The sequence below is a fragment of the Stenotrophomonas sp. X genome (genome assembly GCF_055721025.1).
Genome location: NZ_CM146756.1, coordinates 3,342,419 through 3,359,425, shown reverse-complemented (window position 1 = coordinate 3,359,425; position 17,007 = coordinate 3,342,419). Strand labels below are relative to the sequence as shown.

The 17,007-nt window shown below is 65.3% G+C and carries 19 protein-coding genes and 1 tRNA gene; 12 read left to right on the top strand and 8 right to left on the bottom strand.

The features are described 5' to 3' along the window. Positions 1 to 222 precede the first annotated feature (222 nt). From mscL to ACZ75I_RS15525, 3 genes are all read right to left on the bottom strand, one after another. Complete coding sequence (mscL, locus tag ACZ75I_RS15535) at positions 223 to 627, bottom strand: large-conductance mechanosensitive channel protein MscL (protein ID WP_072167632.1); 405 nt, start codon at positions 625 to 627, stop codon at positions 223 to 225. A gap of 54 nt (positions 628 to 681) precedes the next feature. After that, positions 682 to 1,398, bottom strand: a complete 717-nt coding sequence (locus ACZ75I_RS15530; RefSeq protein WP_019660190.1) for a fumarylacetoacetate hydrolase family protein — start codon at positions 1,396 to 1,398, stop codon at positions 682 to 684. Between the two features lie 75 nt (positions 1,399 to 1,473). After that, the gene (locus tag ACZ75I_RS15525; RefSeq protein WP_005410817.1) at positions 1,474 to 1,755 is read right to left on the bottom strand and encodes a hypothetical protein; all 282 of its coding nucleotides are present in this window, start codon (positions 1,753 to 1,755) and stop codon (positions 1,474 to 1,476) included. Positions 1,756 to 1,933: 178 nt separating this feature from the next. Here ACZ75I_RS15525 and ACZ75I_RS15520 point away from each other — a divergent pair, with 178 nt between their 5' ends. After that, the gene (locus tag ACZ75I_RS15520) at positions 1,934 to 2,269 is read left to right on the top strand and encodes a Rieske (2Fe-2S) protein (protein ID WP_072167633.1); all 336 of its coding nucleotides are present in this window, start codon (positions 1,934 to 1,936) and stop codon (positions 2,267 to 2,269) included. Positions 2,270 to 2,533: 264 nt separating this feature from the next. Here the strand turns inward: ACZ75I_RS15520 and ACZ75I_RS15515 are convergent, their stop codons facing one another. From ACZ75I_RS15515 to thiS, 4 genes are all read right to left on the bottom strand, one after another. Further along, positions 2,534 to 4,381 (bottom strand): SLC13 family permease, encoded by a 1,848-nt coding sequence (locus ACZ75I_RS15515; RefSeq protein WP_472958229.1) that lies wholly within the window; start codon positions 4,379 to 4,381, stop codon positions 2,534 to 2,536. 27 nt (positions 4,382 to 4,408) lie between these two features. Next, positions 4,409 to 5,143, bottom strand: a complete 735-nt coding sequence (gene trmB, locus ACZ75I_RS15510) for a tRNA (guanosine(46)-N7)-methyltransferase TrmB (protein ID WP_053501092.1) — start codon at positions 5,141 to 5,143, stop codon at positions 4,409 to 4,411. After that, the gene (locus ACZ75I_RS15505; protein WP_005418798.1) at positions 5,143 to 5,937 is read right to left on the bottom strand and encodes a thiazole synthase; all 795 of its coding nucleotides are present in this window, start codon (positions 5,935 to 5,937) and stop codon (positions 5,143 to 5,145) included. The genes trmB and ACZ75I_RS15505 overlap by 1 nt, the downstream gene beginning before the upstream one ends. A 117-nt stretch (positions 5,938 to 6,054) precedes the next feature. After that, positions 6,055 to 6,255: a sulfur carrier protein ThiS gene (gene thiS, locus ACZ75I_RS15500; RefSeq protein WP_005418796.1), complete on the bottom strand. Its 201-nt coding sequence runs from the start codon at positions 6,253 to 6,255 to the stop codon at positions 6,055 to 6,057. Between the two features lie 207 nt (positions 6,256 to 6,462). Between thiS and ACZ75I_RS15495 the strand changes: the two genes are divergently transcribed. Then, on the top strand, positions 6,463 to 8,316 hold the full coding sequence (locus ACZ75I_RS15495) for an autotransporter outer membrane beta-barrel domain-containing protein (protein ID WP_472958228.1): 1,854 nt from the start codon (positions 6,463 to 6,465) through the stop codon (positions 8,314 to 8,316). A 120-nt stretch (positions 8,317 to 8,436) separates the two neighbouring features. Next, positions 8,437 to 8,510 (top strand) — tRNA-Gly (locus ACZ75I_RS15490). Positions 8,511 to 8,560: 50 nt separating this feature from the next. Here the strand turns inward: ACZ75I_RS15490 and ACZ75I_RS15485 are convergent. Beyond that, positions 8,561 to 9,064: a hypothetical protein gene (locus tag ACZ75I_RS15485; protein ID WP_134968673.1), complete on the bottom strand. Its 504-nt coding sequence runs from the start codon at positions 9,062 to 9,064 to the stop codon at positions 8,561 to 8,563. 145 nt (positions 9,065 to 9,209) lie between these two features. On the opposite strand from ACZ75I_RS15485, the gene ACZ75I_RS15480 reads away from it, so the two are divergent. The 9 genes from ACZ75I_RS15480 (at position 9,210) to ACZ75I_RS15440 (ending at position 16,554) form a co-directional block, all read left to right on the top strand. Then, entirely contained in the window at positions 9,210 to 9,452 is a 243-nt protein-coding gene (locus ACZ75I_RS15480; protein WP_053499212.1) for a hypothetical protein, read from the top strand. A 97-nt stretch (positions 9,453 to 9,549) separates the two neighbouring features. Then, positions 9,550 to 10,428, top strand: a complete 879-nt coding sequence (rimK, locus tag ACZ75I_RS15475) for a 30S ribosomal protein S6--L-glutamate ligase (protein WP_005418651.1) — start codon at positions 9,550 to 9,552, stop codon at positions 10,426 to 10,428. Between the two features lie 258 nt (positions 10,429 to 10,686). Continuing rightward, on the top strand, positions 10,687 to 11,166 hold the full coding sequence (locus ACZ75I_RS15470; RefSeq protein WP_061479299.1) for a hypothetical protein: 480 nt from the start codon (positions 10,687 to 10,689) through the stop codon (positions 11,164 to 11,166). A 94-nt stretch (positions 11,167 to 11,260) separates the two neighbouring features. Next, positions 11,261 to 11,731: a hypothetical protein gene (locus ACZ75I_RS15465; RefSeq protein ID WP_111202060.1), complete on the top strand. Its 471-nt coding sequence runs from the start codon at positions 11,261 to 11,263 to the stop codon at positions 11,729 to 11,731. A 115-nt stretch (positions 11,732 to 11,846) separates the two neighbouring features. Continuing rightward, positions 11,847 to 12,308, top strand: a complete 462-nt coding sequence (locus ACZ75I_RS15460) for a hypothetical protein (RefSeq protein WP_346477018.1) — start codon at positions 11,847 to 11,849, stop codon at positions 12,306 to 12,308. 162 nt (positions 12,309 to 12,470) lie between these two features. Continuing rightward, positions 12,471 to 13,148 carry a response regulator transcription factor gene (locus ACZ75I_RS15455; RefSeq protein WP_005410804.1) on the top strand — a complete coding sequence of 226 codons (678 nt, stop codon included), beginning with the start codon at positions 12,471 to 12,473 and terminating at the stop codon, positions 13,146 to 13,148. Further along, positions 13,111 to 14,481 (top strand): sensor histidine kinase, encoded by a 1,371-nt coding sequence (locus ACZ75I_RS15450; RefSeq protein WP_069139309.1) that lies wholly within the window; start codon positions 13,111 to 13,113, stop codon positions 14,479 to 14,481. The genes ACZ75I_RS15455 and ACZ75I_RS15450 overlap by 38 nt, the downstream gene beginning before the upstream one ends. A 541-nt stretch (positions 14,482 to 15,022) precedes the next feature. After that, positions 15,023 to 15,409 carry a hypothetical protein gene (locus tag ACZ75I_RS15445; protein ID WP_053499205.1) on the top strand — a complete coding sequence of 129 codons (387 nt, stop codon included), beginning with the start codon at positions 15,023 to 15,025 and terminating at the stop codon, positions 15,407 to 15,409. Between the two features lie 527 nt (positions 15,410 to 15,936). After that, positions 15,937 to 16,554: a hypothetical protein gene (locus ACZ75I_RS15440; RefSeq protein WP_472958227.1), complete on the top strand. Its 618-nt coding sequence runs from the start codon at positions 15,937 to 15,939 to the stop codon at positions 16,552 to 16,554. Positions 16,555 to 17,007: the final 453 nt, after the last annotated feature.

The window sequence follows — 17,007 nt, the reverse complement described above, 5'->3', positions numbered from 1 at the left end:
AAGCCTTGGAGCTTAACAGTCGTTCAGCCCGGCGCATGGGCGGGAGGTCATGGCTGGCGCGAACGCTGTTTTCCGCCATGACCGGCAAAGCGAAAGCCCCGCCGGGGCGGGGCTTTCGCCTGCTTCTGTAGAGCCGAGCCAATGCTCGGCTGCCTTTTGCAGATCAGCCGAGCGTGGGCTCGGCTCTACAGGTGGGAGGGGCGCCCATAGGCGCCCGATACCTCATTTCTTCAGGCTGTCGCGGATCTCGCGCAGCAGCACCACTTCTTCGGCCGGCGCCGCCGGGGCAGCTTCCTTCTTGCGAGACAGCCGGTTGATCGCCTTGACCACGATGAAGATCGCGAAAGCCACGATCACGAACTGGATGACGGTGTTGATGAAGTCGCCGTAGCCAACCACCACCGCCGGGATCTCCTTGCCATCCGGTCCGATCCGGGCTGGCGACAACGTCCAGGCCAGGCTGGAGAAATCCACGCGCCCGATCAGGTAGCCCAGCGGCGGCATGATGATCTTCTCGACCAGCGCCGTCACGATCTTGCCGAAGGCCGCGCCGATCACCACGCCGACGGCGAGGTCGATGACGTTGCCGCGCATGGCGAATTCCTTGAACTCGGTGAGCATTCCCATTGTTGTTTTTCTCCGGTGGGGAAGTGGACAGCGCGCAGGGTAGCGCAGGTGATGTCAGCCGGCGATCACGCCGTGGCGCTCGGCCACGTTTTCAAGGCGGGCACTGAAGCGGTCGCCGGGCTTCAACGCAGCCACCCCGGATGGGGTGCCCATGAACACCAAGTCGCCGGCACGCAGCTGCCACAGCTTGGACAGCTCATGCAGGATCTCCGGCACGTTCCAGATCATCTGGTCGAGCAGTGCCTGCTGGCGCACTTCGCCGTTGACCTCCAGCGACAGGTTCAGCGCGGCCAGGTCGCCGACTTCCTCGGCGTGGACGATTTCGCTGATCGGCGCGGAGGCGTCGAAGCCCTTGGCCGCGTCCCACGGGTGGCCCTTGTCCTTGGCCGCGGCCTGCAGGTCGCGGCGGGTCAGGTCTAGGCCGACGGCGTAGCCATAGACCAGCGCATCGGCGTCGGCCACGGCCAGCTCGCCTGCGGGCGCGTCGCGGCCGATCGCCACCACCAGTTCCACTTCGTGGTGCAGGTTGGCGGTTGCTGGCGGATAGGGGATGGCATCGTCGTGGCCGACCACGATGGCGTCGGCCGGCTTGCTGAAGAACATCGGGCGGCCGCGGTCATCGGCCGCCGGCACCGCCGCGCCCATTTCGCGGGCGTGGTCGGCGAAATTGCGGCCGACGCAGTAGATGCGGTGCACAGGGAAGCTGCCGCCACCGGCTACCGGTACACGCGGCAGGGCTACGGCAGGGATCACATCGGAGACATCGGACATGCGGGCATCCAGGAAGGGCGTGCCCGCAGTCTAGAACGCATGGCGCCCGCCGTCAGCGGGCGCGGAAGGCCTGGATCAGCGCGAGGCCGGCAACACCGGCTTGCGTACCACGCGGTACTCGCCTTCGACCACGGTCGGGTCAACCGGACGCGCAACGCCCGGCTTGCGCGAGGCCAGCAGCTTCCACGCCAGGCCGACCAGGATCATCGCCGCGCCAACGAACACACCGATGAACACCATCGCGGCCAGGATCGCCAGGCCGAGCAGGCCCACGGCAACGCGCACCAGCGGGTGACGCGGCTTACGCGGCGCGAACAGGGTGCGGAACTGGTTGAAGGCGGATGCGCGATTGAACATGGCGGCTCGATAGGCTGGGATCAGCGAAACCAAAGTATCGGGACGCGCCACTGTCATTGAGTGAAAAACTCGTTAAATATAGCCTGTACTTATTACGGATCAATGACTTGTGTTCATGTCGCAGCCAGTCACCTGAGCAGGCATGCGACAATTCCGGTTTACCGTCCGAGCCTTCGCCATGACTATCGCTGCTGCCCTGATCGCCCTTGATGCCATTGCCGATGGCGCGTTTGCCGAGGTCGAAGCGGTGGTCGATGGCGATGCCGAATCGCTGCTGCTGTACCGCGACGGCGCGCAGGTGCGTGCGTTCCTGAACATCTGCCCGCACGCCGGCCGCCGCCTGGACTGGGCGCCGGGCCAGTTCCTGAAGAGCCGCGAGGGTCATCTGGTGTGTGCCGCGCATGGTGCCTCGTTCGCGCTGGACAGCGGCGACTGCATTGCCGGCCCGTGCAAGGGTGACCGCCTGCGTGCGGTGCCGGTGGACGTGCGCGACGGGCAGGTTTACCTGGCCTGAGGCCGGAAGCAGTCGAGCACGGCTCGACTCTACAAAAGCCGTGCCGACCAACGGTCGGCACCCACCATCAGCCGCGTGAAACTGTCGAAGGCGGGGTGGGTCCGGTTGCGGGGGGCGTGAGCCGCATGGATGCGGCGACCGAGCTTACAGGGACGTACTTGCAGCGGCCCCCGCAACCGGACCCACCCCGCCATCCCACAGGAAGCCAGCTGTTGCTTCGGCTTCTGCGGGTGCAGGGCGCAGCCCTGCCAACAAACCCAACCCTCAGAGCATCAGGTTGATCATCAGCACCACCACGCAGGTATAGATCAGCGACAGTGGGCCGCCGACCCGCCACATCTCGCGCGGGGTGTAGTTGGCCGGGCCAGTGATCATCGAGATCACCGGGTTGGAGGCCGTCATCAGGTTGTTGGACGCCGACAGCGCCACAATCAGGGCGAACGCGGTCGGGTTGCCCCCCGCTGCCAGTGCCAGGTTCACCGCGATCGGCACCATCACGATGGTCGCACCCACATGGCTGATCACCAGCGAGAACGCCGTGGTCAGCAGCGCCAGCGCCACCTCCAGCACCCACACCGGAATGCCGGTCGGCAGCTTGTCGATGGTATGGCCGGCCACCCACGCGGCCGCGCCGCTGGAGTCCATCGCCCAGCCAAGCGGAATCAGCCCGGCCATCATGAACACCGTCTTCCAGTTGATCGAGGCATACGCCTCGTCCATGCGCAGCACGCCGGTCAGCAGCATGCCGGCCACGCCGGTCATCAGCGTCAGCGCCACCGGCAGCTTGCTGGTCAGCGCGATCAGGATGGTCAGCGCGAAGATCGCCATCGCAATCTTGAACTTGTGCGGGCGCTGCTCGCCGGTCGGGTAGTCGGTCACCACCACGAAGTCGCGGCTGCGCGCGGCCTGCGCCAGGTCGGTCCAGATGCTGTGGAACACCAGCATGTCGCCGGCGCGCAGCTGCACGTCGCGCACGTCCTCGCGGATCACCTGCTTGTCGCGGTTGATCGCCAGCAGGCTGATGCCGCGCTCCTTGCGCAGGCGCAGATCGGCCGCACTCTTGCCGATCACGTTCGAGGTCGGTGGCACCACTGCCTCGGAAATGCCGGCGCGGCTGGGGTTGAACAGGTCACCCAGGTGCTTCAGGCGCGAGGACATGCGCAGGAACTGGTTCTGCGCGAAGTCGCTGATCTGCTGGCGCGGTCCCATCGCACCAAGCACGCTGCCGACCCAGATGCGCATCTCCGCCGGCGGTGCCAGGCGAGTGTCGTTGCCGGTCTTCAGCGCCAGCAGCAGCGGCGCATCGTGCAGGGTCTCGGCCTCGCCCAGGGTCATGCCCACCAGCGGGCTCTCGGCGGTCACCACCAGCTCGAACACATCGCCTTCGATGCCATAGGTCTTGGCGAAGTAGCTCTCGGTGCGCGCCGGGGTGACCCCGTCATTGACCAGGCTTTCCTCTTCGATCAGCTTGCGGTCACCGTAGTAGCGGAAGTACAGCAACGAAGCGATCAGCAACGCCACGCCGATCGGCAGCGGCGCGAACATGCGCAGCGGCTCGATGGTGGCCAGGCCGGAAGGCAGGTTGTTGTTGGCCGAGGCCAGCAGATCGTTCAGCAGGATCAGCGGCGAATTGCCGACCATGGTCAGCGCGCCGCCCATCACGATCGCCGCCGAGATCGGCAGCAGCAGGCGCTGCATCGTCAGCCCGGTGCGCGCCGCCAGTCGCGAGGCGACCGGCAGATACAACGCCATCACCGACGGGTTCTGCATGAAGGACGAGTTCAGGCCGGCGATGGCGGTGGTCATCATCAGCAGCCGTTGCTCGACGCCGTGGCCGCGCCGCAGCAGCCAGGCCGCCAGCCGGTTCAGCGCCCCGGTGCGGTCCAGGCCCGCACCGAGGATGGTGGTGGCGATGATGCTCATCACCGCGTTACCGGAGAAACCGCCGAAGATCTCCTCCGGCGCGATCAGGCCGGTGACACCGAGCACCACCAGCACCACCAGCGCGACCACGTCTGCGCGGATGCGCTCGAACAGGAACATCGCCATCGTGAAGCCGACCAGCCCGAGCACGAGCTTCATGTCGTTGGTCAGCGTCAGCGCGGTATCCATGTGGGGCGCGGCGTCCTCAGGCGATCGTCAGGTGCGGTCGTACAGCAGGTCCCAGACGCCGTGGCCGAGCTTCTGGCCGCGGGTCTCGAAGTGCGTCTGCGGGCGCCAGTCCGGGCGCGGCACGCTGCCTCGCGGGCCGGCGCGGTTGACCAGCCCGGCGGTGGCGTCGAGCACGTCCCACATCTGCTCGGCGTAGTCTTCCCAGTCGGTCGCGCAGTGCAGGCGGCCTCCCGGGCGCAGCTTGCGCACCAGCAGTTCGGCGAATGCCGGCTGCAGCAGGCGGCGCTTGTTGTGGCGCTTCTTGTGCCACGGGTCCGGGAAGTAGATGCGCACTTCATCGAGCGCGCCGTCGGCGATCTCGTTCTGCAGCACTTCCACCGCGTCGTGGTGGTACAGGCGCACGTGGTCGGCATTGTCCTCGGCCAGCGCGTTCAGCAGCCGGCCCACGCCCGGGGCGTGCACCTCGATGCCGATGTAGTCGCGCGATGGGTCGTGCTGGGCGGCGAAGCGCAGCGCGGCACCATTGCCGAAGCCGATCTCCAGCACCTTGTGTGCCGGGCGGCCGAAGGTGGCGTCCAGGTCACGCGGCTGGCCGTTGTAATCGATGCCGAAGCGCGGCCAGCGTTCGTCGAATGCGCGCTGCTGGGCGGGAGTGAAACGGCCCTGGCGCAACACGAAGCTGCGCACCTCGCGGCGGCCCTCGCTCACGGTGAAGGGCTTGGGCGGGGCCTTGGAACCTGCGCTGTCAAAAGGATTGGTCATCAGCCGATCAGCCCGTCCACCGGCGAGGAGGCGCTGGCGTAGCGCTTGCGCGGGATGCGCCCGGCCAGGAAGGCCTCGCGGCCGGCCTCGACCGCCTTGCGCATCGCGCTGGCCATCAGCACCGGGCTGCGCGCACCGGCAATGGCGGTGTTCATCAGCACGCCGTCGCAGCCCAGCTCCATCGCGATCGCCGCGTCCGACGCGGTACCCACGCCGGCATCAACGATGATCGGCACCTTGGCGTCTTCGATGATCTGCAGCAGGTTGTACTTGTTCTGGATGCCCAGGCCCGAACCGATCGGCGCGGCCAGCGGCATCACCGCAGCGCAGCCGATCTCCTCCAGGCGCTTGGCCAGGATCGGGTCGTCGGAGGTATAGACCATCACCTCGAAACCGTCCTTGACCAGCTGCTCGGCAGCCTTCAGGGTCTGCATCACGTCCGGGTACAGGGTCTTCTGGTCGCCCAGCACTTCCAGCTTGGTCAGGTTGTGGCCGTCCAGCAGCTCACGGGCCAGGCGGCACGTACGCACCGCGTCCTCGGCGGTGTAGCAGCCGGCGGTGTTGGGCAGGATGGTGAAGCGCTCCGGCGGCAGCACGTCCAGCAGGTTCGGCTCGCCCGGGTTCTGCCCGATGTTGGTGCGGCGGATGGCCACGGTGACGATCTGGGCACCAGCGGCCTCGGTGGCCAGGCGGGTTTCTTCCAGGTCCTTGAACTTGCCGGTGCCGGTCAGCAGCCGCGAGCCATAGGTCTTGCCGGCGATCACCAGCGAATCGGGGGAGACATGAACGTTCATGGCGCGATTATCGCTTATCCGCCTGAAGATGGGGTCACGTAGAGGGCGGGGCGAGCGTGGGATCAGATCCCTTTGCCACCGGCAAAGGGATCTGACCCCTGAACACCCGCGCAGGTCTCAGCCCCCACCCAGCGCGTGCACGATCTCCACCACGTCGCCCTCGGCCAGCACGTGCTCGCCATGGCGGCTGCGGCTGACGATTTCGCCGTTGACCTCGACCGCGACCCGGCGTTGCAGCAGCTGCTCGGCCTGCAGCAGATCGTGGAGGGTCGCCGAGGCGGGCAGGGTACGGGGTTCGCCGTTGAGCTGGATGTTCATCGCCGCATTGTCGCCTATGGCCTTCGCGGATCGGAACCCTTGCAAATTGCCTCGGCCGCCAGCCCCGGCACAGCGTTGTCCGACGCTGCCGGGCGACAATCCATGCGGCGGCGCAGCGTGAGCAAAAGGCGGCGCAGTGAAACCATTCACCGTGCGCCGGCGTACGTCCGCCGGGTCCTCAACGATATCCCCACAGGAGTTTCTTACATGCTGCTCAGCAAACGCCCGATCCGCTCCCTGATGGCGGCCGCGATCGCGCTGGCCGCGGTTCCGGCCATGGCAGGCGAATCCCCGTATTCCAAGGCCGTGTTCTTCGGCGACAGCCTGACCGACGCCGGCTATTTCCGCCCGCTGCTGCCGGCCGATGTGCGTCCGGTCACCGGCCAGTTCACCACCAACCCCGGTTGGGTGTGGGCGCAGCAGGTCGCCAACTACTATGGCCTCAATGGCGCCGCCAACGGCAACGGCCAGAGCGGTGACAACTATGCAGTCGGCGGTGCCCGCGTGTCGGTGGACGAGGCCGGTGGCCTGGGCGTGATTCCGTCGCTGAAGTCGCAAGCAACCCGCTACCTTGCCGCGAACGGTGGCAAGGCTGACGGCAACGCCCTGTACACCGTATGGGGAGGTGCCAATGATCTGTTCGCGGCCACCCGTGCGGCGGCAGGTGGCGCTTCGCAGGCCCAGGTGCAGGGCATCATCGGCGCAGCGGTCACCGACCATATCGCGCTGGTGGGTGCGCTGAAGCAGGCCGGCGCCCAGTACGTGCTGGTACCGAACCTGCCGGATGTGGGCATCACCCCACAGTTCCGCGGCCCCAATGCCGCCGCCGCCACCGCACTGTCGGCCGGCTACAACAAGGCCCTGTACGGTGGCCTGAAGCAGGCGGGCATCGAGTTCATTCCGCTCGATACCTTCAGCATCCTGCGTGAAGTGACCGCCAACCCGGGCATGTACGGTTTCACCAACGTCACCAGCACCGCCTGCAAGATCGATCCGGCCAACTCGACGCAGAGCATCCTGACCTGCAACCCGACCAGCTACGTCAGCCCGGATGCGGCCAACACCTACCTGTTCGCCGATGGCGTGCACCCGACCACCGCTGGCCATCAGCTGCTGGGCCAGTACGCAGTCTCGGTGCTGGAAGCGCCGCGCCTGCAGCAGGTGCTGAGCCACTCGGCGCAGACCATCGGCCGCTCGCGCGCCGACCAGGTCAGCATGCACCTGGGCGGTCGTCCGGCTGACGGCCTGTCCTGGTGGGGTGGCGTGCGGGGCGACCTGCAGCGCTACGACCACGCCGACCTGTACGACGGGCTGGCCCCGGCCGGTCTGTTCGGTATCGACTGGGCACGCGACGGCATGGTGTTCGGCGGCTTCGCCGGTTTCGGTCGCCTCAACGCCGACTTCGGCAACAACCGCGGCGACTTCACGCAGAAGGACACCACGGCCGGTCTGTTCGCTGGCTGGTACAGCGACCGCATCTGGGTGAACGGTCAGGTCAGCTACACCTGGCTGTCCTATGACGTGAACCGCAAGGTCCAGCTCGGCCCGGCCACCCGTGAGCACGGTGGTTCGCCGGACGGCAGCAACCTGACCGCCGCCCTGAACGCCGGTTACGAGTTCGGCACCGAAGGCGGCTTCCGCCACGGCCCGATCGCTTCGGTGATCTGGCAGAAGGTGAAGATCGACGGTTACACCGAAAGCGCCGCGGCCGGCACCCTGGCCACTGCACTGGGCTATGACCGCCAGAACGTTGATTCGACCGTCGGCCGCATTGGCTGGCAGGCACGCTTCGATGGCGGCACCCTCAAGCCGTACGCGCAGGTGACCTACGACCACGAGTTCGAGGACACCAAGCAGGCCAGCGCCTGGCTGCAGACCCTGCCGGAACTGGGCAGCTACCGCGTGCCGGGCCTGAAGTTCGACAAGAACTACGCCACCGTCGTGCTGGGTGCCCGCACCGAACTGTTCGGCCTCCAGAGCAACTTCGGCCTGAGCGCGTCGACCGGCCAGAAGCGTGCGCAGGACGCCACCCTGTTCGCCAACTTCAGCGGCACGTTCTAACTAAGCAGCAACCGCCGGGGTCGGAGCCCTTTCCGCAGGGAAAGGGCTCCGACCCCTCGCGGATGCGGTGGCCACCATTGCGCTCTACCGGCCCAACCGCATAGACTTTCACCGCGCACTGCGGGCGTAGCTCAATGGTAGAGCTGTAGCTTCCCAAGCTACTGACGTGGGTTCGATTCCCATCGCCCGCTCCATCCTTCAAGACCGCGCCGCGTTTCCGCCGCGCAGGTTCCTTCAGACCGCCTCAGTACGCCGCGAACACCGCGGCCAACGCGTCCGCGTCCAGCACGCGTCCCTGGGCGCGATCATGCGTGTGCAGGTACCAGACCTCGTCCGGCTCCAAGTGCCGTGTCAGGTGCCACTGGTTTTCCCGGGCCAGAATATCCACCCGTCCCTGGCAGCCGAAGCAGAAGCGGGCCAGAGGCTTGATCGCGGCGGCCTTGCCATTGACGTTCAGGGTCAGTGCGGGGGCCGCGTAGGTTTTCAGTTCCCCGGATGACGGATTCTCGGTGATGGTGACCGTGTCCCGACGCAGCGTGGCCACCTCCGCCTGCACCAACGGTTGCAGCCACCGTTCGAGGGTGTCGAACAACACATGCAGCGATTGGATCCAGTCCTGGTACTGCTTTTCGACGGCGGCGGCCCTGGCCTGCTCCGCGTGTGCGGACTGCTGCAGCTTCTGTGCAAGTTGCTCCATTTTCGACATCGGGATTTCCGCTTTGGGAGGAGCTTCCATGGTGATCGGCACGCTCGCCTGCTTCCAGCCGAAAGCGACATTTTCGTAGAAGTCCTAGAGGCGCTGCGGAGGGGCGCGTAACGCTTCAAACTTTTCCCATGGGCAGGCCGGCACTGAGCAGCTAGCGTGAGCGGATACTGATCAGGAGCTGCCTTCCATGAACTGCCGGAACGACGTCGTCGAGCGCATCCATCGGATCTTTCTTTCAGCCGGCGTCGGCTCGAACAAGCAGCTTGAGGCCGTGCGCGCGCTCGGGCGTGCCGGTGGTCCCAAGGCCGCGGAACTGCTCGAGCAGATCTACCAGCAGGCGTTCAGCAATTCTGCCCTGCAGATGGCCTGCGTGGCGGCGCTGGGCGAAGCGGCCCGTGGCTTCCAGGCCAGTGCTGAACGGGACAGCTGAAGCTTCATCCACAACGCTCGAGATCGTCGGCGACGGGCATCATCCGCCCGCCACACGCCCGCGCTATGCTTCGCGCCTGCCGACCGATCCCGCCGCGATGAAGCTCGCCATCCTGTCCCGCAACAGCTCCCTGTATTCCACCCGTCGGCTGGTCGAGGCGGCGCGCGCGCGCGGCCATACCGTGCGCATCCTCGACCCGTTGCGCTGCTACATGCGCATCGCCGCCGATGGCTTTTCCATGCACTACAAGGGCCGGCCGATGACCGGCGTGGACATGGTCATTCCGCGCATCGGCGCCTCGATCACCCGCTACGGCACCGCCGTGCTGCGCCAGTTCGAACTGATGGGCGCACGCACGCCCAATCCGTCCGATGCCATCCTGCGTTCGCGCGACAAGCTGCGCGCGCACCAGCTGCTGGCGGCCAAGGGCATCGACATGCCAGTCACCGTGTTCGGCGACAACCCCGATGACACCGTCGACCTGCTGTCCATGCTCGGTCCGCCGCCGCATGTGGTGAAGCTCAACGAAGGTACCCAGGGGCGCGGCGTGATCCTGACCGAGAAGGCCAGTGCCTCGCGCGGCATCGTCGAAGCGCTGCGCGGCCTGTACGCCAACTTCCTGATGCAGGAATTCATCGGCGAGGCCAAGGGCGCCGACCTGCGCTGCTTCGTGGTGGGCGACCAGGTGGTGGCGTCGATGCAGCGGCAGGCACCGGAGGGTGATTTCCGCTCCAACCTGCACGCCGGCGGCACCGCCGTGGCGGCCAAGGCCAGCCGCGCCGAGCAGCAGGTGGCGGTGCGTTCGGCCAAGGCGTTGGGCCTGTCGGTGTGCGGCGTGGACCTGATCCGCTCCGCGCGCGGCCCGCTGGTGCTGGAGGTCAACTCCACGCCCGGTTTGGAAGGCATCGAAGCGGCCTGCGGGGTCGACGTGGCCACACGCATCATCGAACACGTAGAGAAGATCAAAAAACCTTGATTATTCATGGGGTTGAGATTCTCATGGGTGAGTGAGCCAAGGCTTTAACGAGGCTTTAATCGGCGTCGGCGTAGGCTTCAGCGAACCGCAGCTCTGCCTCTCAGCAGGATCGGTATCGGGATACGACTTCAGGCCCAGGCGGGTGCACCGTCTGGGCCTTTTTTATGCCTGTCGGCTCTGTGCCCAAGGTCTCTTGTGGAGGCCGCGTGACGGTCGTAGAGTTGGCCCTTCGTTCCGGGATGGATCGGGAGGTTGGCGATGTACCGCATCATGACGATCGCGTTGCTGCTGGGCCTGTCTGGCGCTGTTGCCGCCAAGCCGGAGAAGGTCGCCGTACAGATGGACCGGCAGGGCTCGGTCGCCGAGCAGATGCGCCAGGTGGAAGCCGCGCTGGCCGCCCCCGACTACGCCGAGCTGTCTGCCGAAGATCGCGGCCAGGTGCAGCAGTCGCTGTCGCGTATCCGCCAGCACCTGGGCGAACGCCAGACCGTGCAGGAGCTGCCGCCGCAGCTGCAGGCCGAGGTCTTCAACGAGCAGGAACGCATCAACACCCTGATGGCGCGTGGCCATGACGACAGCCGGCAGATCTGCAGGTACGAACGCACCACCGGCAGCAACATGCCCAGGAGCCGCTGCCTGACCGTGGCCGAACGGCGCCGGATCGAAGAGAAAGGCAAGGCGCTGATCAACGACCAGCGCAGCTACAACACGCTCAGCCCACCGCCCGCTGGGCGTTGACCGCACCGCCTTTCGGTCCACCGGGGTGCCGTAACGGCGTATCGGTGGCACCGCAGGGCCGATGTTCCACTCATGGAAGAACCTGGAGGTAACGATGCAGCGCATGACCCCCTTCGCCCTGATGCTGGGCCTGGCACTGGCCACCACCGCGCACGCCAAGCCCGAGAAAGGGCAGGTAAAGTTCGACGCCAACGCACCGGTGGCCGAACAGATCCGCAACGTTGAGACGGCGATCAACACCGAGGACTACAGCGAGATCGGGCTGGAAGACAAAAGCCGCGTGCAGCAGGCACTGGGCCGCATCAAGATCAAGATGGGCGACCACGAACGGGTGGAGCAGTTGAGCCCGCAGGACCGCACCGAGATCTTCAACGACCAGGAAGTGATCAACACGATCATGACCCGCGCCCATGCCGACAGCCGCATGGTCTGCCGCCGCGAGCGCACCACCGGCAGCAACATGCCGCAGAGCGTCTGCCTGACCGTGGCCCAGCGCCGCAAGGCGCAGGAAGACAGCCGCAAGACGCTCAACGACAACCAGCGCTTCAACAACTACAAGCCGTAACCGTGGTTGGGCCGGTCGCAGGCCGCCATCGGTCACCCTGCCGTGCGTCCCTTGTGGACGCATCGGCGCGCCCGTAAAGTCGAGACCCTATTCATGGACGAACATGGAGCTCGTCATGTACCGCATCACTACGCTCGCCCTGATGCTGTCGCTCGGCCTGGTGGCCACCGTGCAGGCCAAGGCGCAGAAGGACACCGTGCAGATGGATTCCTTCACCCCGGTATCCGAACAGATCCGCCGCGTTGAAACGGCCATGGGCAGCGAGGACTACAGCGAGATCGGGCTGGAGGACAAGAGCCGCGTGCAGCAGGCGCTGAACCGGATCCGGATCAAGATGAATGGCCGCGAGAAGGTGGATGAGCTGGCCCCGCAGGAGCGCAACGACCTGTTCAACGAGCAGGAGATCGTCAACACCATCATGACCCGCGCCCAGGCCGACAGCCGCATGATCTGCCGCCGCGAGCGCCTGACCGGCAGCAACATGCCGACCAGTGTCTGCCTGACCGTGGCCCAGCGTCGCAAGGCCCAGGAAGACAGCCGCCAGGCGCTGACCGACCAGCAGCGCATCAGCCGCTGAGCGCTCGTCCCGGGGGCGTTTGCTGGTGTCGTCCCTCCGGTACGAAATGTTAAGAATGGAACCTGTATCGTTCAGCAGGTAGACGTCGCGTCCACCCGCACAGGGGCATCCTGAGCAGGTGGGCCTGGCCCCCCGACGACCCTTCAAGAACCAGAGGTCCCAGTGCGCATTCTCGTAATCGAAGACAACAGCGACATCGCCGCCAACCTTGGCGACTACCTTGAGGATCGTGGCCACACCGTGGACTTCGCCGCCGACGGCGTGACCGGCCTGCACCTGGCCGTGGTCCACGAGTTCGACGCCATCGTGCTGGACCTGAACCTGCCGGGCATGGATGGCATTGAAGTCTGCCGCAAGCTGCGCAACGAGGCGCGCAAGCAGACCCCGGTGCTGATGCTGACCGCCCGCGACTCGCTGGACAACAAGCTGGCCGGTTTCGATTCCGGTGCCGATGACTACCTGATCAAGCCGTTCGCGCTGCAGGAAGTGGAAGTGCGCTTGAACGCGCTGTCGCGCCGCGGCAAGGGCGTGCAGACCCGCGTGCTGGAAACCGGCGACCTGGAATACAACCTGGACACGCTGGAGGTGCGTCGCCAGGGCAAGCTGCTGCAGCTCAACCCGACCGCGTTGAAGATCCTGCAGGCCCTGATGGAGGCCGCGCCGGCCGTGGTTACCCGCCAGGAACTGGAGACCCGCGTCTGGGGCGAAGAGCTGCCCGATTCGGATTCGCTGCGTGTCCACATCCACGGCCTGCGTGCGGTGGTCGACAAGCCGTTTGAAGTGCCGCTGATCCAGACCCGCCATGGCATCGGATACCGCATCGCTACCCCGGAAGCCTGATTCCGTGGCAACCAAGGGGGAGCGCCGGCGTTCGCCGTATCGGCGGCGCCTGCGCAGCCGCATCATCGTCTCGTTCGTGTTGTTGGGCTTCTGCCTGACGACACTGTTCGCGTTCGCCACCAACTGGGCCCGCATGCGCGTGGAAAACCAGCTGGTCGAAGACGTGATGAACCGCAACATCAACGAATATGTGCGGCGGTTCTACGAGAGCCCGGATCGCAACCCCGACCTGCCCGTGCAGCAGATGCGTGCGCGCCTCGTCAAACCCGACAAGTTCGAGGCGTTGCGCGAGGAAGAGCCGGACTGGGCCGCGCTGCCCGATGGCAACCACAACATCTCCGGGGTGGACGAGCGCGGGCAACCTTATGCGTACAAGCTGGCCGTGCGCAAGACGCCCGACGCCTGGGCATTCCTGGCCTACGACATGACCGACAGCGTGCGCGGCGGGCAGCAGCTCAACCGCGCGCTGGTACTGTCGGTGCTGGTGTTCAGCCTGTTGTCGCTGGTGCTGGGCTGGTGGTCGGCCTCGAAGGTGATGAAGCCGGTTTCGGACTTGGCCGCGCGGCTGCGTGCCTATCGCGGCGGCACGAGCGAGCCCGAGCCGCTGGCGCCACGTTTCCCCGATGACGAAGTGGGGCAGCTGGCGCAGGCGCTGGATGACTATTCGTCGCGGCTGACCGAAGTGGTGCAGCGCGACCGTGAGTTCAATGCCGACGTCAGCCACGAGTTGCGCACGCCGCTGGCGGTGATCCGTGGCGCCACCGAGCTGCTGCTGACCCGGCCCGGCCTGGATGAGAAGGTGCTGCAGCGTCTGCAGCGCATCCAGCGCGCCGAACAACAGTGCAGCGACCTGATCGGCGCGCTGCTGCTGCTGTCGCGCAACGAACGCGGGCAGGGCACCAGCAACGTCGCCCGCGTGGCCGAACAGCTGCTGGACGCCCACCGTGCACAGCTGGGCGGCAAGCCATTGGAACTGGCACTGGAAGGCGAGCGCAACCTGGTGATCGATGCGCCGGAAGCCGCATTGTCGGTGGCGCTGGGCAACCTGATCGGCAACGCGGTGAAGTACTCGCAGGATGGTGAGGTCCGCGTCTTTGTCGGCAGCAATTCGGTGTCGGTAACCGACAGCGGACCGGGCCTGAGCGAAGAGGATGCCGCCAAGCTGTTCCAGCGCGGCTATCGCGGCACGCACGCCGGCCATTCGCAGGGCGGTGGTATCGGCCTGTCGATCGTCAGCCGCCTGTGCGATCTGTATGGCTGGCAGGTGAGCGTGCGCCCCGGTGGCGAGCGCGGCGTGATCGCCACCCTGACATTCTCGCCGAAGCCGTTGTAAGGGGCTTTACTCTGGTGGGTGCTCCACATTTGTATAGCCGAGCCCGCGCTCGGCTGCGGTGGCTTCCCGGAGCCGAGCATTGGCTCGGCTCTACACCGGGTTCGTGTTGCGCCCTGTGTCGCTTGTGCCATCGAATTAGCTTCGCAGACGTGATGCGCCAGAAGCCCAACACGACATCACCGTGACCGCCGCCACGCCGCGTGCGTGTCCACATGCACGCATTCGTAGCCTCAGCTGCGGCTTGAGAATTTCCTTACAGATCACAGCGCTGCGTGATGGCCAGATGGGTCGGCCGGGGCAGGTGCCCTGGCCGGGATTGGCGTCCTGAAAAAAACCGACAATTCAAAAGCTCCAGATGTGCAGCGACCATCATGGAAAATGCATCACCTGCCTCGTTTCGGCGGATGGTGCGTGGGGATTCGTCAGAATCCGCTGGAGTCTTTTTCCTTAGCTTTTGAATTGTTGGGTCTCCGGTACGCCAACCCGCACCGTCCGCCACCTTGCATCCGCAGGTGGCTCGCCGACTGCGAGGAGATTCACCATGTCCGCACGCCCCTTGTTCCCCCAACTGCACGCACTGATCGGCGAAGCCGCCGACCTGCTCCCCGCCGACGTCGCCGAGCGCATCGAGACCCTGCTCGATGATCCCAGGGATCTGCTGCCCGCGCTGCTGGCCCGCATGGACGGCCGCGACGCAGCCGACGGCCGACGGCTGGAGGCCGAGGGCCTCAGCCCGGCCCAGGCGGCCACCATGGCCGGTCTCAGCCGCACCCTGGCCGGCTTGAATGCACTCATGCAGGTGCTGCACGCCGCCGAAGCCGCCCGCGAGCAGGGCGGTGCCCATCAGCAGCTCAGCCCGGATGTCGTAGATGGATTGCTGCTTGGTGCACGAGAACTGGCCCGTTATGCCCGCCTGCAGCTGGAGTAGGCCCACGCCATGCGTGGATGCAGAACACTTTGTAGAGCCGAGCCCATGCTCGGCTTGATGATCGCAGCCGAGCATGGGCTCGGCTCCACAGCAGTTCCACGCTGGCGCCGGGTAGATCCACGCCATGCGTGGATGCTGTTCGGTAGTGCCGGCCGCTGGCCGGCAACCCGGCCTCAGCTCCCAGCCAATCCGAGATAGCGCTCATGCAGCGCTTCCACCTGCGCCTGCAGGTCCCCCGGGTGACCATCGCTGACCACCACATCATTGGCCGATGCCGACTCCCGCGCGCGGCCGGCCTGGGGGACGATGATGTGGTAGGTATAGGGCTAAGAGGGGCTAGAAACGCGAGACTTTTATGGCTTGCAAGGAGGCCGTCGCTACATGTGGCTGAGCTGGTAAAAGTACGTTGATTGCAATGCGCGCATGCTCAATTGCATCATTCTGGTGTTCATACGGTTTGCCGTTCTATTCGTGGAATTTGCCAATCATCGGTGGAAGTGATGCATCCTGGGATTGAAGTAAAGTTGATGGCTTCCGTAGCTAGTTGTGCGAGCTATGACCTGATGACGCAATTCTCGCGGGAAGTGAATGAGCTGGACGCGGCGGATATTCTGATCGGGAAAGTCATTGAATGTCGCGGAGCGGCAACCTTGGCTGAGTCGACCCATCAAGCTCCTGAAATCATCGTGCGAGTTCGGGCAGGCGAGGGAGATAGGGCGTGTCTAAATCTCTCTTCCGCAACCCTTGAAAAGATGGCATCTATATCTGCCTCATTGAATTTTGATCCCGAGTTGACTGGAGACGGCGGCGCAGATGGATTGGAATTGGAGGGGGAAATTGCTCCGTCTGCGCGACCTGAGCTGGTTGTCGTCCTCGTGGGTGACTCTCCTGTAAGTGGTGAAGAAGTCATCCTTTCCAGAGTCGAGCGCCAGCAATACAGAACTGGTGACATCCAGGGGGGCGTTCTTGAAGCGTTGCAGTGCGGTCTTGAGAAGGTGGAGGGTGAGGCAAGGCTGTGGGCGCTGCAGGTGGGAGTGCGCCTATCGAGTCAGCGCGGGGTGTGGCCGGGTTTTAGTCTTTCTTGTGACGTGATCAGACTGATGGCGTCTGGTGGAGTCTCATTGGATTTCGATCCGTATGTCTAGCTCGGTCCTATTGGTGGCGGACAATTGGACATCCGAATCAGCCGCCCCGTATGACGCTATCCGAAGGCATGCTTGAGCTCGAAGCCCGCTCTGAGCTCGTCGACATTCATGGACTTTCCTGAGTGCTTCCTATGAACTACCCGGATGGGTAAAAGGTACTGCTTGGCGACACCGTAGATCTTGGTGGCGGATCGCGCGGGATCGTAGTTGCCGTGATCGATGATGAGGCTTATGCAGTTGGCTTTTCTGCGGAAGAATGGCGATACCTCGGGCGAGGTGCATTGTTGCGAGCGCCTGGATTCGATCTGCTGCACTGTGCAGACGCTGAGTACGACTTCACTTTGATCGAGCGAGGGCGATCAGGAATTCTTGAGCCGTAGAGCTGAGGAGCTTGATTCATCCACCAAGAGATTGGCGTTCTTCGCGTCCATAGCAGAGTCTTTGGTGCGCACA

Coding starts and splice junctions, on each gene's coding strand:
- mscL (WP_072167632.1), bottom strand. CDS start 627: ATGGGAATGCTCACCGAGTTCAAGGAATTCGCCATGCGCGGCAACGTC.
- ACZ75I_RS15530 (WP_019660190.1), bottom strand. CDS start 1,398: ATGTCCGATGTCTCCGATGTGATCCCTGCCGTAGCCCTGCCGCGTGTA.
- ACZ75I_RS15525 (WP_005410817.1), bottom strand. CDS start 1,755: ATGTTCAATCGCGCATCCGCCTTCAACCAGTTCCGCACCCTGTTCGCG.
- ACZ75I_RS15520 (WP_072167633.1), top strand. CDS start 1,934: ATGACTATCGCTGCTGCCCTGATCGCCCTTGATGCCATTGCCGATGGC.
- ACZ75I_RS15515 (WP_472958229.1), bottom strand. CDS start 4,381: ATGGATACCGCGCTGACGCTGACCAACGACATGAAGCTCGTGCTCGGG.
- trmB (WP_053501092.1), bottom strand. CDS start 5,143: ATGACCAATCCTTTTGACAGCGCAGGTTCCAAGGCCCCGCCCAAGCCC.
- ACZ75I_RS15505 (WP_005418798.1), bottom strand. CDS start 5,937: ATGAACGTTCATGTCTCCCCCGATTCGCTGGTGATCGCCGGCAAGACC.
- thiS (WP_005418796.1), bottom strand. CDS start 6,255: ATGAACATCCAGCTCAACGGCGAACCCCGTACCCTGCCCGCCTCGGCG.
- ACZ75I_RS15495 (WP_472958228.1), top strand. CDS start 6,463: ATGCTGCTCAGCAAACGCCCGATCCGCTCCCTGATGGCGGCCGCGATC.
- ACZ75I_RS15480 (WP_053499212.1), top strand. CDS start 9,210: ATGAACTGCCGGAACGACGTCGTCGAGCGCATCCATCGGATCTTTCTT.
- rimK (WP_005418651.1), top strand. CDS start 9,550: ATGAAGCTCGCCATCCTGTCCCGCAACAGCTCCCTGTATTCCACCCGT.
- ACZ75I_RS15470 (WP_061479299.1), top strand. CDS start 10,687: ATGTACCGCATCATGACGATCGCGTTGCTGCTGGGCCTGTCTGGCGCT.
- ACZ75I_RS15465 (WP_111202060.1), top strand. CDS start 11,261: ATGCAGCGCATGACCCCCTTCGCCCTGATGCTGGGCCTGGCACTGGCC.
- ACZ75I_RS15460 (WP_346477018.1), top strand. CDS start 11,847: ATGTACCGCATCACTACGCTCGCCCTGATGCTGTCGCTCGGCCTGGTG.
- ACZ75I_RS15450 (WP_069139309.1), top strand. CDS start 13,111: ATGGCATCGGATACCGCATCGCTACCCCGGAAGCCTGATTCCGTGGCA.
- ACZ75I_RS15445 (WP_053499205.1), top strand. CDS start 15,023: ATGTCCGCACGCCCCTTGTTCCCCCAACTGCACGCACTGATCGGCGAA.
- ACZ75I_RS15440 (WP_472958227.1), top strand. CDS start 15,937: ATGGCTTCCGTAGCTAGTTGTGCGAGCTATGACCTGATGACGCAATTC.